General features: G+C 60.1%; 14 protein-coding genes and 1 pseudogene. 9 read left to right on the forward strand and 6 right to left on the reverse strand.

Features of this window, described 5'->3' with window-relative positions:
* The first annotated feature begins 15 nt into the window (after positions 1 to 15).
* The 5 genes from nodI (at position 16) to FJ543_RS26600 (ending at position 7,147) form a co-directional block, all read left to right on the forward strand.
* Complete coding sequence (gene nodI, locus FJ543_RS26580) at positions 16 to 930, forward strand: nodulation factor ABC transporter ATP-binding protein NodI (RefSeq protein WP_064993563.1); 915 nt, start codon at positions 16 to 18, stop codon at positions 928 to 930.
* Between the two features lie 3 nt (positions 931 to 933).
* Positions 934 to 1,722: an ABC transporter permease gene (locus tag FJ543_RS26585; protein ID WP_064993578.1), complete on the forward strand. Its 789-nt coding sequence runs from the start codon at positions 934 to 936 to the stop codon at positions 1,720 to 1,722.
* Positions 1,723 to 1,838: 116 nt separating this feature from the next.
* A complete protein-coding gene (locus tag FJ543_RS26590; protein WP_064993564.1) occupies positions 1,839 to 2,576 on the forward strand; it encodes a sulfotransferase in 738 nt (245 codons plus the stop codon).
* A 138-nt stretch (positions 2,577 to 2,714) separates the two neighbouring features.
* The gene (locus FJ543_RS26595) at positions 2,715 to 3,890 is read left to right on the forward strand and encodes an efflux RND transporter periplasmic adaptor subunit (RefSeq protein WP_086081372.1); all 1,176 of its coding nucleotides are present in this window, start codon (positions 2,715 to 2,717) and stop codon (positions 3,888 to 3,890) included.
* 80 nt (positions 3,891 to 3,970) lie between these two features.
* Positions 3,971 to 7,147 (forward strand): efflux RND transporter permease subunit, encoded by a 3,177-nt coding sequence (locus FJ543_RS26600; protein ID WP_095790674.1) that lies wholly within the window; start codon positions 3,971 to 3,973, stop codon positions 7,145 to 7,147.
* Positions 7,148 to 7,356: 209 nt separating this feature from the next.
* On the opposite strand, the gene FJ543_RS26605 is transcribed toward FJ543_RS26600, so the two are convergent.
* The 5 genes from FJ543_RS26605 to FJ543_RS26630 all read right to left on the reverse strand — a co-directional run bounded on the left by FJ543_RS26605 (position 7,357) and on the right by FJ543_RS26630 (position 13,803).
* A complete protein-coding gene (locus tag FJ543_RS26605; RefSeq protein ID WP_224655970.1) occupies positions 7,357 to 8,031 on the reverse strand; it encodes a transposase in 675 nt (224 codons plus the stop codon).
* Positions 8,032 to 8,852: 821 nt separating this feature from the next.
* A complete protein-coding gene (locus FJ543_RS26615) occupies positions 8,853 to 9,695 on the reverse strand; it encodes a TIM barrel protein (RefSeq protein ID WP_064994854.1) in 843 nt (280 codons plus the stop codon).
* A 565-nt stretch (positions 9,696 to 10,260) separates the two neighbouring features.
* Positions 10,261 to 10,881: an FMN-binding negative transcriptional regulator gene (locus FJ543_RS26620; protein WP_064994855.1), complete on the reverse strand. Its 621-nt coding sequence runs from the start codon at positions 10,879 to 10,881 to the stop codon at positions 10,261 to 10,263.
* Between the two features lie 478 nt (positions 10,882 to 11,359).
* Positions 11,360 to 12,082: a B3/4 domain-containing protein gene (locus tag FJ543_RS26625; RefSeq protein WP_176479568.1), complete on the reverse strand. Its 723-nt coding sequence runs from the start codon at positions 12,080 to 12,082 to the stop codon at positions 11,360 to 11,362.
* A 215-nt stretch (positions 12,083 to 12,297) separates the two neighbouring features.
* Positions 12,298 to 13,803, reverse strand: a complete 1,506-nt coding sequence (locus FJ543_RS26630; protein ID WP_064994856.1) for a PLP-dependent aminotransferase family protein — start codon at positions 13,801 to 13,803, stop codon at positions 12,298 to 12,300.
* A gap of 110 nt (positions 13,804 to 13,913) precedes the next feature.
* On the opposite strand from FJ543_RS26630, the pseudogene FJ543_RS26635 reads away from it, so the two are divergent.
* The 3 genes and pseudogenes from FJ543_RS26635 to FJ543_RS26645 all read left to right on the forward strand — a co-directional run bounded on the left by FJ543_RS26635 (position 13,914) and on the right by FJ543_RS26645 (position 16,407).
* Positions 13,914 to 15,154, forward strand: a pseudogene (locus FJ543_RS26635) (aminotransferase class I/II-fold pyridoxal phosphate-dependent enzyme).
* A 37-nt stretch (positions 15,155 to 15,191) separates the two neighbouring features.
* Positions 15,192 to 15,503 carry a dihydrodipicolinate synthase family protein gene (locus tag FJ543_RS26640; protein ID WP_140688030.1) on the forward strand — a complete coding sequence of 104 codons (312 nt, stop codon included), beginning with the start codon at positions 15,192 to 15,194 and terminating at the stop codon, positions 15,501 to 15,503.
* 712 nt (positions 15,504 to 16,215) lie between these two features.
* Positions 16,216 to 16,407 carry a hypothetical protein gene (locus tag FJ543_RS26645; protein ID WP_013533545.1) on the forward strand — a complete coding sequence of 64 codons (192 nt, stop codon included), beginning with the start codon at positions 16,216 to 16,218 and terminating at the stop codon, positions 16,405 to 16,407.
* 643 nt (positions 16,408 to 17,050) lie between these two features.
* Here the strand turns inward: FJ543_RS26645 and FJ543_RS26650 are convergent.
* Positions 17,051 to 17,764, reverse strand: a complete 714-nt coding sequence (locus tag FJ543_RS26650; protein WP_064994861.1) for a GntR family transcriptional regulator — start codon at positions 17,762 to 17,764, stop codon at positions 17,051 to 17,053.
* Positions 17,765 to 18,090: 326 nt separating this feature from the next.
* On the opposite strand from FJ543_RS26650, the gene FJ543_RS26660 reads away from it, so the two are divergent.
* A complete protein-coding gene (locus FJ543_RS26660; protein WP_280952669.1) occupies positions 18,091 to 18,336 on the forward strand; it encodes an ATP-binding protein in 246 nt (81 codons plus the stop codon).
* Positions 18,337 to 18,578: the final 242 nt, after the last annotated feature.

Below are 18,578 nucleotides of genomic sequence, written 5' to 3' on the forward strand. Positions count from 1 at the left end.
GCCTGAGATAGACGTATGTCCAATGTAGCAATCGACCTTGACCAGGTAACCAAGTCATTTGGCAGCAAACTCGTTGTGAAAGGGTTGTCCTTCACTGTGGGGACGGGAGAGTGCTTCGGCCTGCTGGGGCCGAACGGTGCAGGCAAGAGCACCATTGCCCGCATGCTCCTCGGCATGACCCGGCCTGACTCCGGTAAGATCACGGTGCTCGGGGTGCCGGTGCCGGCTCGAAGTCGCTTGGCCCGCAAGGGCATAGGTGTCGTTCCGCAGTTCGACAACCTGGACCTGGAATTCACGGTCCGCGAGAACCTGGTGGTGTTCGGGCGATACTTCGGCATGAGCACACGGAAGATTCAAGAGGTCGTTCCATCTCTCCTCGAGTTTGCCCGCCTTGAGAGCAAGGCGGACTCACGTGTCGGCCAGCTGTCAGGCGGCATGAAGCGGCGTCTAACGTTGGCACGCGCGCTGATCAACGACCCACAACTTCTTATAATGGACGAGCCAACTACCGGCCTCGACCCGCACGCCCGCCACCTGATCTGGGAGCGGCTCCGTTTTCTGCTGGCGAGCGGAAAGACAATCATTTTGACCACCCACTTCATGGAAGAGGCTGAGCGGCTATGCGATCGGCTGTGTGTACTGGAGCGGGGACGCAAGATTGCCGAGGGCAGCCCTCATGCGTTGATAGACGAACATATTGGATGCAATGTGATCGAGATCTTTGGCGGCAATCCGCAGGAGCTGACTTCGCTAATCAAGCCGTACGTTCAGCGCATTGAGGTAAGCGGCGAGACACTCTTTTGCTATGCGCCCGATCCAGAGCAGGTGCGTGGCCAGCTTCGCGGGCGCGCAGGTCTGCGGATTCTGGAGCGCCCACCAAGTCTGGAGGACGTCTTCTTGCGGCTAACCGGACGCGAGATGGAGAAGTGAATGATGCGTGAAGATCTTGCGGCGGCACTGCCCGCCAACGCGTGGAACTGGATTGCGGTGTGGCGCCGCAACTATCTGGCGTGGAAGAAGGTCGCATTTGCGTCTCTTCTCGGTACTCTCGCCGATCCTTTAATTTACCTTTTCGGGCTCGGTACTGGTCTTGGCCTAATGGTGGGTCAGGTTGAAGGCGCCTCGTATATTGCCTTCTTGGCAGCCGGGATGGTCGCGACAGGCGCGATGACCGCATCGACCTTCGAAACAATATACGCGGTTTTCAGTCGCATGCGCGACCTGGGCACCTGGGAAGCAATCCTGCATACACAACTCACGCTGGGCGACATCGTTCTCGGTGAATTGGCGTGGGCAGCCACCAAGGCCTTTCTCGCAGGCACGGCAATTACCATTGTTGCTGCTACGCTGGGCTATGCGGCGTGGACGTCCGTGCCCTATGTGCTGCCGGTGGTCGCTCTCACCGGCTTTGCCTTTGCCAGCCTCGCAATGGTCGTCATCGCGCTCGCGCCCAGCTACCACTATTTTATATTCTATCAGACGCTCGTCATCACACCCATGCTGTTCCTGTCTGGTGCGGTCTTTCCAGTCGGCCAACTGCCAGGCGCCTTTCAGCGCGTCGCGGCCTTCTCCCCGCTGGCGAACTCTATCGACCTGATCCGTCCGGTAATGCTCGGCCATTTGGCAGACAACGTCGGGCTGCATATCGGCGCACTTTGTATGTACGCCGTATTGCCGTTTTTCCTCTCTGCTGCGCTGTTTCGTCGACGTCTGATGCGTTGATGCTGCTGCGACCGGCACGAGAGGATTGAGTCCAGTTCAAGACATAGCAGCCGAGCTTGTTGTGCCCTGGTCTGCCCTAAACCCTCGCGACCGCTACTAGCTGGAAACACATAGCAATGACTCACCCCACGCCTACGCCTCAGCCTTTTGTGATCCTTGCGATGCCAAGGACTGGCACACACTATCTCGAGGAATTGCTAAACGAGCATCCGACGGTACTAAGCAACGGTGAGCTGCTCAATGAGTATGATGCCAATTGGCCCGGGAAGGATCGCCTGCTACGCACCGATCGTGAGCTCCTCGAACAAGCCTACTTGCGCTATCCCACGCCAGACTACAAGAAAGTGACGCATGTCGGCTGCAAGATCAATGAACCCCAATTTCGCGAACGCCCAGCTTTTTTTGCCGAACTGACTCGTTGGCCAGCCCTCAAAGTCATTCTCGTAACTCGAAATATATTAGAATCGCTACGGTCCTTTGCACAGGCAAGACAAAGCGGGCAATGGCTGAAATTCAGTTCGGACGCCGCTCGGCCACCGCGCGTCCGATTGTCAATCGCTGACTGTGAGGCTTACTTCAAAGCCGCGGACGATTTCCACGCGCGCATTGAGCACTCCTTCACGTCGAGCCAGCTGCTCGTAGTGGAATACGAGAGCCTCCTTCACGAGCCCGCTGCTTGCTTAGGAAAGGTTTGGGATTTCCTGGGCGCGCCGACCATCGAGCTATCTGATCCAGCCAACCTTCAGCGCCAGGAAACGCGAGCGCTAGACCAGACCGTGCAGAATTTTGATGAGTTGCAGCTCCACTTCGCGGATGGACCTTACGCCCGGTTCTTTGAAGCGGGGACTCTCTGACTGGCGCCGTTCTCGGTTCACGGTCGCAGCCTAGCTTCTGTGCCATCTGATCGTGGTCGCTTCCCTGGGTTGGCTTCTCCGGCATCAACGAGGACCGCTTGCCTCATACAGAGGTGAACCCGCGGTGGAAAAATGACGATGCCCAACATCAGGTTTCACAAGCTTGCAGCCATTGTTGTGCTCATTGGTTTCGCGGCGTGGATGGCGACAGGCGAGTTTTCGTCGGTCGGCAGCGTAGCCGCCAACAAAGCCAAGGCAGCCGAAGCCGAACAGGCCAAGGCGCCGGACGCGGCCAAGCCGAAGACGGCTGAAGCCGAGCCGAAGGCACCGCTGCGCACCGTTGCGGTGGTGACGCCGCCACGCAAGACCTATGCACGCGCCATCCGCATTTCCGGGCTGACCGAAGCCGACAAGCGGGCGGTGCTGGCGACGCGCGTCGCCGGTGTCATCGACAAGCTGCCTGTCAAGCAAGGCGATCACGTCAAGACGGGGGATCTGGTGCTGATGCTTGCGGCGGAAGAAAAGATCTCGATGGTCGACAATGCAAAGCAGTTGGTGGTGCAGCGCCAGGCCGAGTTGGACGCAGCCTTGCGGCTGATGAAGACCGGCAATCTGCCGAAGCTGCAGCTCGACACCGCGCGCTCGAACCTGACCTCGGCGCAGTCGCAACTGGAAACGGCACAGGCCGAACTTGACCGCAACGAGGTGAAGGCGCCCTTCGACGGCGTTATCGACCGGGTGCCGGTGGAACTTGGCAGTTCCATCATGCAGGGCGGCGAGGTGGCAACCATCCTCAAGCTCGATCCGGTGATTGCCCGCGGCGAAGTCAGCGAGCGCGATCTCGGCTACCTGAAACTCGGGGACAAGGCCACCATACGGCTGGTCAGCGGCCAGACCGTCGAAGGCACCGTGCGCTACATCAGCCGCGACGCCTCTTCGGCGACCCGCACCTTCCGCGTCGAGGTTGCCGTCCCCAATGCCGACGGCTCCGTGCCGGCCGGCATGACGGCGGAAATCGCACTCAGCGCGCTGCCGACCGATGCGGTGCTGCTGCCGCGCTCGGTGGTGACGCTCGGCGACAAGGGCGACCTCGGCATCCGTGCCGTCGGCAAGGACAACAAGGTTGCGTTCTTCCCCATCGACCTCGTCGACGACACGCCGACCGGCTTGGTGCTTGGCGGCATCCCTGCCGATGCGCGCATCATCGTTGCCGGCCAGGAACTGGTGAAGGAAGGCGATGAGGTCAAGCCGGTCGAAGCCGACCAGGCAACCATCCAGAAACTGCTGGGCGAAGCGACCGCCGGCACGCAGTAGCATGGGGTACGGCGGACAGACCCCGGGCGGGGACACTTGGCTGCGACGCAGCTCGTGAAATTCAAGAACAGGCGTTAGCCATGGATATCGTCAGACTCGCAATCAACAATGCCCGCCTGACCATTTCGGTCCTCGTCTTCCTTCTGCTCGCCGGCTGGGTCGCCTATCAGTCGACGCCGAAGGAAGCCGAGCCCGACGTTCCGATTCCGATGATGTATATCAGCCTGATCTATCAGGGCATTTCGCCGGAGGATTCGGAGCGCCTTCTGCTGCGGCCGATGGAAAGCAAGCTGAAGAGCCTGAAAGGCCTCAAGGAAATGCGCTCGGCCGCCTTCCAGGGCGGCGGCTATGTGCTGGTCGAGTTCCAGCCGCAGACAAATCTGGCGACGGCCTTGCAGGACACGCGCTCCAAGGTCCAGGACGGCAAGGCCGACCTGCCGCAGGCGGCCGAAGAGCCGGTCGTTACCGAAGTCAACATCTCCGAATTCCCCGTCCTCGTCGTCACCCTGTCGGGCGAATTGCCCGAACGCGTGCTAGCCGCCGCGGCGCGCGAGTTGCGCGACCGCATCGAGGAAGTGCCAGGCGTCCTGGAGGGCTCGTTGCAGGGTTCGCGCGACGATCTTGTCGAAGTCGTCATCGATCCGATGAAACTGTCGTCCTACGGGTTGCAACTCGATCAGCTGATCGGCGCTGTCGGTGCCTCCAACAGTCTGGTCGCCGCCGGCAATATCGAAGGCTCGGAAGGCAAATACGCCGTCAAGGTGCCGTCACTGATCGAGACGCCCGAGGACGTGGCGGCCTTGCCCGTGGTCGCCGGCCCCAATGCCGTGGTGCAGGCCAAGGACATCGCGACGATCCGCTCGACCTTCGCCGATGCCACGACGATCACGCGCCTCAATGGCAAGCCGGCCATCGCCATCGAAGTCAAGAAGCGCATCGGCGCCAATCTGATCGACACGCTCGCCAAGGTCAGGGAGGTGTCCGACGCCTACGTCAAGACGATGCCGCAAGGCATGAACGTCACCTACACGCAGGACAAGTCGGTCTTCGTCAACCAGTTGCTCGGCGATCTGCAGAACCACGTCATGATCGCCGTCATCCTGGTGTTCATCGTCATCCTCTACGCGCTGTCGGGTCGTGCCTCGCTGCTGATCGGATTGGCCATCCCCTCATCCTTCCTGATCGGCATCCTGTTGCTGGCGATGATGGGCTACACGATCAACATGATCGTGCTGTTCAGCCTCATCCTGGCTGTCGGCATGCTGGTCGACGATGCCATCATCGTCACCGAGTTCGCCGAGCGACGCATGAGCGAGGGCATGCCGAAGGAGCAAGCGTTCGCGCTTGCCGCCAAGCGCATGGCTGGCCCGGTCATCGCGGCGACGATGACGCGCATTGCCGCCTTCTCACCGCTGTTGTTCTGGCCGGGCATCATCGGCGACTTCATGAAATATATGCCGATCACGCTGATCGTGACGCTCTCGGCCTCGATGCTCTATGCGCTGGTCTTCGCACCGACGCTGGGCGCCATATTCGCCAAGGCGCCCGCCCATCACCCCGACGACAATCGCGACGGCTGGTACATGGCCGTGGTCAAGCAGGCGGTGCATTATCCCATCACCGTGCTTGTCCTCACCGTGGCGCTGTTGTTTGGCGTGGGCTACGCCTATTCGAAATTCGGCGCCGGCGTCGAATTCTTCCCGAATGTCGAGCCTGACTACGGCCTGCTCTATGTCCACGCCCGCGGCAATCTTTCGCTTGCCGAAATGGACGCGGCCACCAAGACGGCGGAAAACCGGCTGCTCGGCTGGCCGGGCGTGAAGTCTGTCTATACCCGTGTCGGCAAGACGCAGGGCGGCGGCCAGGATGTGTCCGAGGACGTCGTCGGCGTCATCCAGTATGAATTCATCGACTGGCGCGAGCGCAAATCGGCCAACGATATCCTGAACGATTTGCGTGGCGTCATGGCCGGCATTCCAGGCGTCGACGTCGAGGTTCGCGTTCCGGAAGCCGGCCCGCAGACGGGCAAGCCGATCCAGATCAGGCTTTCGGCCGTCGACCCCAAGGGGCTCGACGACAAAGCGCGCGCGGTTGCGGCACGCATCGGCAAGGTGCCTGGCGTCATCGACATTTCCGACGGCCTCCCGCCGCCCGGCGTCGACTGGGCGCTCGAGGTCGACCGTGCCAAGGCAGCGCAATATGGCATCAGCCCAACCGCTGTCGGCACAGTGGTGCAACTGGTGACCAACGGGCTGAAGCTTTCGGAATACCGGCCTGCCGGCGCCGACGACGCCGTCGACATCAGGCTGCGTCTGCCGGAAGACCGGCGCACGCTGTCGACGCTCGACGAGCTCAGGGTGCAGACCTCGCAAGGCTCGGTGCCGATCTCGAATTTCGTCGTGCGCAAGCCGGAGCCGACGGTCGGTATCCTCAACCGTATCGACGGCGCGCGCACGGTGGTCGTCCAGGCAAACGTTGCCGCAGGCGCCCAGGTCGCGGCCGTGCAGGCGGAGGTCACCAAGGCCGTCTCCGGGATGGATCTCGGCAGCGGCATACGTTGGAAGCTGGCCGGCTCGAACGAAGACAGCGCCGAGGCCAGCGCCTTCCTTGGCAAGGCCTTCGGGGCGGCGATCTTCCTGATCTTCCTGGTGCTGCTGATGCAGTTCAACAAATTCACCAGCGTCTGGCTGGTGCTGTCCTGCGTGGTCATGGCGACGATCGGCGTGTTCCTCGGACTGCTGATAACAGGCGAGACGTTCGGCATCGTCATGTCGGGCATCGGCGTCATCGCTCTGGCCGGCGTGGTGGTGAACAACAACATCGTGCTGATCGACACCTATGACCGGCTGCGCGAAGAGGGCTGGGACAAGATGGAGGCCGTGCTGCAGACCTGCCGCGAGCGCGCGCGCCCGGTGGTGCTGACGGCGGTATCGGCCATTCTCGGCGTGCTGCCGATCGCCTTTGGCCTTGGGCTGGAAATCTTCCACCACGAGACGACGATCAACGCGCCGTCGACGCAATGGTGGATTTCGCTGTCCTCGGCGATCGTCTTCGGCCTGTCCTTCGCGACGGTGCTGACGCTGGTGGTGACACCCTCGATGCTGATGGTGTTCACCCGCGCCAAGATCAAGCCGGGCGCACGGCGCGGCTTGTTCAGCCGGCTGTACCGGCGCGGCAAGGGTGAGATCTCGTCGGATGCGCAAAAAGCGGATGCCGGTCCGGAACCAGCGATCGCCTTCCCGAAAGCCGCCGAATAGGCACGCTGCATGATTTGAATGGCAAAGGCCGCCCGGAACAACGGGCGGCCTTTTGCTTGTTTGCCCCGCAATACGGTGGGCAGTGCCTGACGCAAATGCTCTTCGACTTGCGTTCAGGTCCTTGGGAAGCGCAGACGCGTAAACTACGACCTCTCGGATAGCGGGCGTCGGACAAGAATTCTGGCGCTCCGATCCGCGATTCAGGATTACTAAAGCCCGAGCTTCCTCTTCAGTTCCGCGTTCTCCTTGCGCAGGCGTTCCGCGAGCAGGCTCTTCAGTCGCTTGTTTTCTTCCTCAAGCGCGACGAGGTCCTTCAGATCGTCACCAACCGGCGCCGGCGGCGTAGCTTTCTTCCATTGATAGTAGGTCTGTTCCGAGATGCCGGCCTGCTTTACGGCGCTCTTGTGGGTGGCGCCGCCACTGATAGACTTTTGTATGAGGGCGAGCATCTCGGCGCGCTCCTTTTCAGAGTAGGTCTTACGTCCGGTCGTCGCTGCTGGTGCTTCCTCCGCCTTAGACGCCGCGCTGGCATTCTTCCGAGCAGCTGGCCTAGGCTCAGCCTTCGCCTTCGGCGACCGTTTGGCCTTCTTCTTTTCAGGCATCTCCACTTTGGCTGCCGGTTGGGTTGTAGTTGTTACTGGTTCAGCGTCCAGGGAATTTGCCATGAGATGCTCCGCTCGCGGTTTGTGCCTGTGTTCAGCATCAAGCGCTACGACGCTTGAGTCAACAAGTCGATGATTTGGCAGATCCATCTCCTCGAGTTCTCTTCTTGTCTCGGCCGTTGCTGCGGTAAGATCGACACCGCTCCAGATGGAACCACTTCGCTTTTGAGAACTGCGCTTCTGTCTTATCTCGACCGTGAATGCCGGGGGCTGCCGCCTCATAGGTAGTTCCTTGTTGAAAACGAATTGCGCTGGAAGTCGCGGCAGGCGACGGGTGAAGGTCCGGCCGATTCTTCTGCAGTCGAGCTATATGCATCCGACCGCCCGAGCAAGACCTGTTGGTGACGTACACCGCGGACCATAACGATTCCTGCGAGTACCTAGAAGCAAGTAGGCACTATGCCATCTCTCGATATCGACCAGGTGGCGGAGTCCGCAGCATGCAAAAACTATCTATCGTGTCTTTGATTGTGCATCGACGGCAGGGGTACGAACTGAAAGGAACTGCTCAAGAGCCGATCCAATCTGTCTGTCAGTTCTGCGGGTCACGTGCCGGGACGGTGTAACTCGACGGGAGAAGCCGCTCGCGAGCGCGCGCTCAACAGCGCGGCAGTGAGCGAGCGGCGTAGGGGGGGGTTGGCGTGAAAGGGATTGAAGCGTCGGGCTCGAGGCCTTTATCGAGCGGGGGTTACATTCGCTTCGGCAGCGTGGAACGACACACGATCGATGTCTTTGAGCTGAACCCCGGACGTTGCGAGGCAGTGCTGAAGAAACCCCAAATCGGCTGGGCGCAAGCTCGCTTGACTTAGATCGGGCTACGCTAATGTTCGCCCCTCAATCAGACATGGTCTAACACAAAAGTTTCGATAGCCCGCCCCCTCAGCACCAGATCCAAGGTTTCGCCTTGCCGACCCATCTACTTGGCAGGGCCGCCCAAGGCGGTCCATGGCCAGTCTTGAAACAATGGCGACCCGCAAAGCACCTGCATGATCAGGGCACAGGAGCGATCTCCAATGACTTCTCCGCTCAATTGCCTCCGCGCCTCAAACCGGAACTCGCCTGAGAAGCCCGCGTCGGATGAGATCGATGCTGGCGGCAAATGCGCCTGCAAAGTCATTTAACGCATGGACCTCCTCCACAAGCTCAAAGGAGAAGGGGCCCGAATAGCCGCCATCGAGTAGCGTCCGGATTTGGCTGCAATTGTCCGAGCCGCCCAGGATGCGATCCGGGCGAATCCAGAAGGTTGGATCGTTTATGCTCGAAATGTGCACGAGACCGGTCAAGTCGCAGAAGAAGGACGTCTCGCTGGCAAGCGTGTGGTGGAATGTATCGTGGACAAGCCGGAAGGCGGACTGGCCATCAACCGAGGCAATGGCGCTAGCCGCTTCTTTTTTCGACCGAAGTGAGGAGGTCTGGAACCCAAGCGGCTCGATATACCCAACGAGACCCCGCGACTGAAGTATTGGCTTTAGCGCCTTTAAGGCGACGCGGAGATTGCCTTGGCGCTCGGCATTGGCGGACCGCGAACCGTCGTTCACCGGCACCAGCATGAGCGCCTGGGCGCCGCAGGCGGCCGCATAATCGGCGAGCTTGCTGGCCTCGGCTTTGCGGGCGGGAGTCCACTCGTCGAATCGCTGCAAGGCGTTGACTGAGATAATCGTGACTCCCGCTTCGGCAGCGGCAGCCCGGATATCCGCCGACGGCTTGCCGCGCACAACAGCCTTGCTGCAAGGATTAGTCCGGACTTGCACGTCGGTCAGACCGAGATCGCGGGCGAGTGCGAGGAACGTCATGACGTCAAGCCCAGGTGTCGCCATATGGTCGAGCGCAAACCGAAGCGGCGCCAGGCGCACGGAGTGGCGTTCTTTCATCAAGGCGGCCGCCATTCGCGGCTCACTGGCCGTTTCTCGATTTTCAAGGCCGAAATGTTCGGCATAGGGAGGCGAGCCGGTCGAAGTCACCCGCTCTCTATTCATAGGATTGTCTATCATTGTGAGCCGACTTTCACGCAACGGGTACCACCGCGCCTCTTGAGACATTCATCTGCTAAGCGAAATGACCGAAGATGGATCCAGCCTACCCAGCCGCTTCTGCAGAGTGAGTACCAGGCCGCAAGGATGCTGAACCGCTCCGGAGCCAAACTGATGTGGCCGGCTGCTCCGCCGTAGCGAGGTGGACGGCCAGTGCAATCATAGGGCCTCCCCGACCTCTCCCTCAGGCTCTGATTCAATCCAGGACGCGCTGCTGTGCGGCCTTTAATGGCTCTGGGCACAAGGCCAACGCGTCGGCGAGCGTATTGAACGCAATCGGGGCGACCGCCGGCGAGACTGCGGGCGACAACATAGAGTCGCCGAGCACCAGGCGTTATCGCCAGCACAAAAGCCGCGGCAAGGCGTGGGGCGAGTTGCGTCAAATTTGTCATGGTGGTCGATACCAACGAAGTTTATGTTGCTAAGGGATGAAGGAGGCGACCTCACGGTCAGATGCCCGCTCGCTCGCTGCGAGGCCCGCAGCCACTCCGGCACGGTCGGCCGCGTTCCGATTCTGGCTCATCTTGCGCTTGCCCTCGATCCTCGTGATCGACATGCGCAGACCCACAATTCCGCGGAGTTGGGCCTGCACGAAATCCGACGGCGCATCCGACACCGCCCAGGGCGAGACGCGCTCACCCTCTTGGTGGTCGGTCAGGCGATTCACGGCCTCCAGCAGCCTCCCGGTGTCCTCGAAGAACTCGACCGGGCCATAGGCGTGGACGGTGACGTAATTCCAGGTAGGCACAACCTTCCCGGTTTCCTGTTTGGTCGCATACCACGCCGGGGTCACGTAAGCTTCCGGCCCCATGAAGATGGCCAGACCGTCGCCCAGCGGGGGAACACGGCACTGTGGATTGGCCTTGGCGAGATGGCCGTAGATCACGCCGTGCTCGCCCTCGCTTTCATCAAGCAAGAGGGGCAGCGGCGAGGCGAAGAGTCCCTCGGCCGTCGCGGTGACGAAGTTCGCCAGAGGAGATGCGCGGACGCTCGCCCGCAGGAAATCCATATCATCATCGCGGAAGGCGGGAGGGGTGTACATCGGGGGAACTCCGTGTGTGCGCTGCAGGTCGGGATACCGGCAATCTGACCCTCAGGAAACAGCCAGTTAATTACAAATGAAGTCGTCCAGTTGGTGAAGTGACCTGGCGAGCCCAGATCATCGGGCCAACTATCTTAGTGGCCCAACAGTCGTAGAGGGCCGTGTGTCCAGCTTGCGTAGCCCAGCAGGACCTGTGTGACGCCGAGCTGGCGCCGTCCTCCCGGGTTGGCAAAATTAATTAGGACACAGCATGTGCCGCCGAGCCGCTGGCGGTGTCGGCGGCAAGCTCGCGACCCGCAGATATGGCTGCGTACCGATCTGCTCGGGAAGTTAGCCTTCGAAGGAGGCGGAGAGCTCCCCCGACGGGTGAGCATACGCCTCTCGATCGACATCTCTGATAGGCTTCCGTGCTGCCGGCCTGCCTATCAGGCCGCGCATGCAGGCCAGCTCAGCCGCGATGACAGGGATGGCACGTTCCTCAACCGACCCGCCTGGCGGAACTGGCGACCGAGGCTTTTGCGGTGGTGATTTCCTGTTCGTAAACCTTACACCCTGGTGCAAGCTCTCTCAGACCGCTCACGAGCATCTTAGCTGCGTCCTCGAGCGCTCCCTCCGGCATCGCTGCTAAGCTTTCCAAAATAAACCACATGCGGCCGCCCACCGTCTCCAACCGGGTGCGCGTGCCCTGCCGCCAGTTCCAGCGGCGACATGTAACTGCCAGATCGTCGCGCCAGATGACCTCCCCCTTGGAAGGCTGTTCGACGACCGCTTCGCCATTCAAAACAGTGTGGAAGCACTCCGTTCCTTCCGCAATTGTCAGCCGTGGTTTACCGACGTATGCATCGAAATTTTCGCCGCCGACGGGTATTGCGAAACGCAGGCTCACTGCATTGTAGAGGTCAACGACAGGATTTATCGATGGGATGCGGCCGTCCCTCTCCACCCGTTTTTTCAATGCGTGCGCCGAGCACGGCGTCCGGTTTGGTTTTGCTCCGAATCGGACGTATGCCTCCGCCCAATTGGCTAAGTGCGCTTCTCCCCAGGCGGGTCCTCCCGCTCGGACGAAATCGCAAGCCTCTCCCAACACGTCTCGAGCCATGACGCCTCGCGCACTGTCCTGTGCATCAACAAGAATGCTGATAGCGCGAAAGTCAGGTGCGATCTCTGCCATTTCCTCGTCGATCAGCGGAAAATCCATCAACGCTTTCTCCTTTAAGCCGGCCGCACGGCGCCTTGCTTCCACTGGATGTAGGAGTCTCGTCGAGAACTCTCTTCGCCAGGTCGCAGGGTCAGAGTACTGCCCTGGACCCTGACTGGGCGACAGGGCCAGTCATGGCAAGTCTTGCTGATCCAGTCTGCGATCGCTGCCGGCGTGACTCTGGGGTCACGAGCCAGGCCTGTGCACCGTCAGGCCGGTTATTGAGGATGTTGCCGAGTGCTCGCAAGGCTTTTTACCCGTTGAACAGCGCCAGTAAGGAGCCGAACGCCATTCTCGATCTGCCGAATGGTCAGGGCGGAATAGCCCATCACCAGTCCAATCCGGTCAGCACGGCCTTCATCTCGAATGTATAGTGATGAAATCGGATGGATGCCCACCCCGACCCGCCGCGCCTCTTCAACCAGGATGTCCTCCAGCGAGCGAGAAAGATCCTTGAACCAGACGACGACATGCAGCCCTGCATCAGCACCCTCGATGACAATACTGTCTGCGAACGCGCGTTGAAGGACGGCAAGCAGCGCCTCTCGACGCTCGCCGTTGAGACGGCGGACGCGTCGCACATGGCTTTCATAACCACCGCTCTCGATAAGTGAGGCCAGGGCCTCCTGTTCGGCAACCGGAGAATGCCTGTCGAGAAGCTGCTTGGCCGTCGCAAAGACATCTTGCAACTCGGCCGGAACCACCAGGTAGCCGATGCGCAGCATCGGCGACAGTGTCTTGGAGATCGTCCCAACATAGATCACGGAACTGCGGTCTTCCAGCTTGTGCAACGGGGGCACCGGACGAATGTCGTACCGGTACTCGCCATCGTAATCGTCCTCGATGATATAGGCGTCGTTGCGCCGAGCCCATTCGAGAAGCTGATAGCGCCGCGAAATCGACAAGACGCCGCCGAGCGGGAACTGGTGCGACGGGGTGACATAGGCCAGCCGCGCCGGAATTTCCTGCAGCAGCTCCGTCTTCATGCCCTCGCTATCGACGGCGACGGCCACTGGAGTGGCTCCTGTGCTGGCAAAGACCAGGCGCGCCATTCTATAGCAGGGATCCTCGATCACGAAGCTGTCAGCAGGATCCAGCAGCAGACGCGCGCAAAGGTCCAGGCACTGTTGTGATCCACTCACGACGAGGATCTGCTCGACCCGGCAGCTAAGCGTTCGGGCGCGCCACAAATATCCCTGCAACGCCTGGCGCAAGCGATGCGAGCCGCGTGGATCGTGATAGGCCAGCCTTCCGGTACTTTGTGACATCGCCGCGTTCATCGCGCGCTTCCACGTCAGTGCAGGGAAATCAGATGGTGCGAGGTCGCCGTAGCGGAAATCGACCTTGAGACGGTTGGGGAGGTAGTCGGACCGTGGCGGACTGGCGCGCAGTCGCTCGCCGTAACTGGAAAGGTGAATCGGGCCAGTCCGTTTCGGCACCGCGCTGGTCGCTTTACTCCCGACTAGCGAAGCTGCAACGCGAGGTCTTGCGCCTTGGATGACCTCAATGAAACCCTCGGCGACCAGCTGGTCATATGCCACCGTCACCGTGGTTCGCGACACACCGAGTTCATTTGCGAGGCCCCGGGACGACGGCAGTTGGCTGCCCGTTTCATAGATGCCGCCCAGGATCTGCTCGCGAAGAGCTTCGCAGATCTGGCGCGCGCCCAGACCTTGAGGGCGAGCTGTCGAAGCGGCAGGAGAAGGCTGGACCATTTCTTTCATCGCCAACTGAACGTTCCATCTGAGTTAGTGTGACGGCATTGTCCCCGAAATCAAGAGGGCTAAAGCCGATGGCCAGCGCCGAAGATCCGCTTGAAAACGAGGCAATATCAATGCCATTCCGGAACGAGGTCGACCTCGCATTTGCCACCCGGGTCATCCATCACGGCTACGATCCGGCCGGCTTTTCCAATTCCGTTCAGACGCCTGTGTTTCTTACATCGACCTAGATTTGAAGGCGTGGCAGCAAACGAAGCCGCCGCAGCCCTTGGCGGAAGACTTCTACGCACGCGAATACAACCCGACGACTGGGGTCCTCGAAAAGCGGCTCGCCAATCTCGAAGGAGCCGATGCTGGGCTGGTACTCGCCTCGGGGATGGCGGCCTTCGGCACGCTGATCCTTTCGCTGCTTTCGCAAGGTGACGAACTCATCGTCCACAACACCGTTTATGCCAATGCACTCGCCATGGTCGAACAGGGCCTGCCGCATTTTGACTAAGGTCGTTGCCCTCGACCTGTCAAATCCCAGTAATCTCAAGGGGGCCATCACCGAAAAGGACTCGGCTCGTTTTCTTCGAGACGCCGATCAACCCGTTGAGCCGTATCCTCGACATCGCTGCCATTGCCAAACACGCCCACTCTCGCGGCGTGAAGGTCGCGGTCGACAGCACCTTCGCCTCGCCCGCCCTCCAGCGTCCGCTGGAACTCGGAGCTGACATCGTGATCCATTCGCTGACCAAGTACATCAACGGACATGGCGATGCGCGGGGCGGTGTCATACTCGGCGATGCGAAGACATTGCACCTGTTGCGCGAAACTGGCCTGCGCTATCCGACCCGGGCAGCGCTCTCGCCCATGTCCGCGTTCCTGATCTTGCGCGGGCTGAAGACACTCACGCTGCGTATGGAGCGTCACAGTGCCTCTGGGCTCGCGGTCGCCCAGGCGCTCGACGCACCGGGCTGTGGCTTGGGTTAGCTATCCGTTTCTCCGCTCTCATCCCGACCATGAGATCGCGCGCAGACAGATGTCGAACGGCTCAGGCATGTTGGCTCTCCAAACGGGGTTCGAGGGCGCGCGCCGTATGATGGACGGTCTCACGTTGATCACCAGGGCAGTCAGCCTTGGCGATGCTGACCGTCTCATTTATCATCCGGCAAGCCTGACCCGCTCGCGCAAGTTAATCTGCAAGGACGCGCATTTGCCTGAAGCAGTCGGCGACGACCTCATGCGCCTGTGGGTAGGACTTGAAGACGCCGTCGCTGCCGTCACTATCGCTTGGCGTAAACCGCGAGCGGGACTCGTCCACCCGTTTCGTCCAGCGCCTCGGAAAAGCCCGACGGCGTTCCTCGCGTGACAGATACATGTAAGTGCCGGTGCTGCCGAGCAGGCCGATGGAATCCACCTTTGCTGCACAGGGCGCCGATTTGATCACCGATCTCAAGCAGGCGAACGTGGGCGCTTTGCGCACCGATGAAGCGGTAAAATATGCAAGTGATGCGAAGGCCCTCGGCGCAGCCGCGGGATTTTCGCCGCTTTGTCCTACAGTCCGCTCACTGAGGACGAGGTTTTCGAGCATTTTTACGACAGTGGCGCGCGAAAGTGGCCTTCCGATCGTGATCTACGACGATCCTGCAAACACGCATTTTCGCTTCACGCCAGCACTCATCCGCGTCTGGGACAGCTGCCTGAGATCCTCGCTATGAAAAACTCAGCGGACCGGGGCGATGCTATCGAAGGCCAACTTGCGTACCAGAAAGAAATATTGCCGAAAGAATTCTCAATCGGCTACAGCGGCGACTGGAACGTCACGGCGGCCCTGATCGCGGGCGCCGATGCATGGTACAGCGTCCTCGGTGGCATCTTGCCGGAGCCCTGCCTGGGGATCGTCAGAGCGGCTCGGCACGGCGACCACACAGAAGTACACGGGTTAGACGCTACGCTGGCCCGGTGTGGGAGCTTTTTAAAACGTTCTCGAGCCTTCGCATTGTCTACGCTATCGCAGAGCTCCTCGAAATCTGTTCCGCCCAGCCCCCACGGCCAATCAAGCCGGTTTCCGCTGCCGCGAAGTACCAGGTCGCCGAAGTCCCGGCCCGTTTAGGATCAGGTGCCCCAATCGTAAGCCCCGCTTTCGAGTGGTGTGCTGACCACCGACGGATTACAGCTCTCGACCCCTACCCAGCGAGCTCACCGTGTGTGCCGAGGGAGCGCAGCACCTCCCGTCCCTCGGGACCACATCCTTGCTCAGCGGCTTGCGAGGCCAGCTCTCACTGCGGCACAGTTCTGGCAAAATGTCATCGTCCGAGCATGCTACTCCTCCTGATTGTGTCAAGTTTAAATCAAATTGTCCTATGTATGTTCACCGTTGCGCGACACTGACCTCGTAGAGGGCTGACGCGGCGGCTACTGAGAGGTTAAATGAAGAGCGATTTTTCCGCGGCCCGGGTGCATTTAGATCGGGCGTACCACTATCTTGGTGGTGATGACCCGATGAGCCAGACGGGGCGTGAAGCCTTGGACGCTATAATTGAGGCGGTCGCCTTCGAAGAATTCAAACAGCCCCGCCAACAGGCGGAGGTGCTACCATTTCCGGATGTGCGTCGCTTCTGAGACGATCGCCCTAGCTATTGACCTGTGGAGCAAATCCTCCCTGCTCCCCAGGCATAACCGGATGGGTAATAGCCATGAAGGCCTGGGGCGCGCATCCACGATGCCGGGCAGGTAGCGAACCCCATGGCCGGGGACCACGCGGTCGATTGGGCCAAGGTCCTGTCCGAAGCGCTGAGGAGAGTTTCCTTTCGGGCGAGACCGTGACGTCTGTCGCCAGACGAGGGGGCGTGCGCCGGCGAGCCTCGGCGTGGCGCGCCGAAGCGGTGCCGTACGCCGTTCGGCGGCCTTGTTTGTTGAGAATGCCGGCGATGACGGCGTCGGGTATGCGGTGCAAGCCCCCGCAGCAGCACCAGCGTGTGCTCGTCCGTACGACGAGGAGCGGGCCAGCGGGCCGACGCACATATCTACTTTGAACGCTCCGGCTGGCCCCCGTCTGGAAAAATTCCCGAAAATTGGCGCGATCGAAGCTTTTGAGCGGTGTTCGCTATAACCTTCACATCAATCACCGCGCCAATCCGTCAGGCGCGAGGCTCGCGCGGGCAAGTCGATGTTGCATTAGTTAATCCTCCGGGGAATCCGCAAAAGCGCCGGCAGCAACAGCAGCAAAAGTGAGCCAGAGCCACATCTCAGTGGAAACCGCCGGTCAGCTCTCGTCGAAATTCGACTGCAATGTCTTCAACCAGCTCTCTTTCGTATCCCCGGCACGAAGATTACCCTCCAGCACAAGCTCGGGGACGGTTTCAATTGTCGCACTGAATTGCCGACCAATATTTGCGATCGCCCCATTTTTGTCTTGCTTGTCAAGAAGCTCTACAAGCTGTCTCATATCAGTTATAATACATGATAGACGCTCCGGCCGTTGCAAATCCAAAAGACGTACATATCTCGTTCGGATGTTGAACTCATGAACGAGATCCAGCATTTTTCCATTGTTTCCACCCTCTGCGATCTTCTCATAAAATACCTCGAGGAACTCCCCAAACAAAATACAGTCGTTAGAGCTGGGGATCGTAGGAAGCGTCGACCACGGCTTGGAATGCTCATCTGGGCCTTCCCTGAAAACACCCTGAAGTATTGCGTTGGCAACACCATACTCATCTGATAATTGCTTTGTATCCAGCTTTCTTGTGTAGTAGCCATTGCGAGGAGATCCGACGATGTACTTTTCGGTTTCGATCTGAATCAATGCCTCGCGTAACGGGGTAACGCTCGTTTTCAGGGTAACGCTGATTAGACGTGGGTCGAGTCGCGTATCGGGGGGCACCTTAAAATCGACGATAAGTTTCTTCAATGCTTTATAGAGTCGATTGGCCTTGGACCGATCCCATCCTGGTGTATCTTCGTGCTGCCTATACATGCCTTCTCCTGGGAGAATGGTTTCTGCTATTCAAAGAAGCTTGGGCTGCAGCCCCACTCCTGGTGTCCCTCGCCCGCCCGATCTGCCCTTACAACCCGGGGGAGCCGGTTAGATGGGGCTGATCCTCGTGCGCGCAAGTGACATTTTTGCCCCACGGGGACATTTGAACCTCGCCGCCACATCAAACGGTGAGCCAAAGCGGCCGCTTTGAAGCTGGCCTCAGCGAGCTTCGCCATGCCATCGGTATCGTTCTTGTTTCGTTAAGTTTCGCTTAAGGCGCACCAGAACCTGGTCGTCGCCGGCCAGACCGGGATCGAAAGTCATGGCTGGCCTGCGCCTTCGACCGTCAGGCGGCACGGCTCGATCATTCCGTGCTCTACCTGCGCGTTTTACGGCTCTCCGAGGGATTTGCGTTCGCCCGCATTGATGGCCGCTGCCGCCGCCTCATCTACAAGCTCACGCGCGTGCGGCTCCTCATCCTCGACGACTTCGGAACGCACTCCCTCATTGAGGAGCAGCACTTCCATCTGTTCGAAATCGTCGAGAAACGCTATCGACGCAAACCACCCTGATCACCGCCTGTTGCCAGATGGCATCATCGCCGAGCTAAATATCAGGGGCCGCCGCCATTCTCGACAGGCTCGCTCACCGCAGCGCTCCAGTGCGAAAGCAAAGCCGCTGCGTCTCCTATGAAGTCAGTGCGTGTCGCAGCCTCACTTTGCCAGAGCGCCGCCTCTATTCACTTCCCATGGTATATTAGTGAACAAATGTCCGCGTACTTAGCATCACGTCGTTCGCTGCCTGCAGTGCCTGC

Origin of the sequence: Mesorhizobium sp. B2-5-7 (assembly GCF_006440875.1) — a bacterium.
GTDB lineage: Bacteria > Pseudomonadota > Alphaproteobacteria > Rhizobiales > Rhizobiaceae > Mesorhizobium > Mesorhizobium australicum.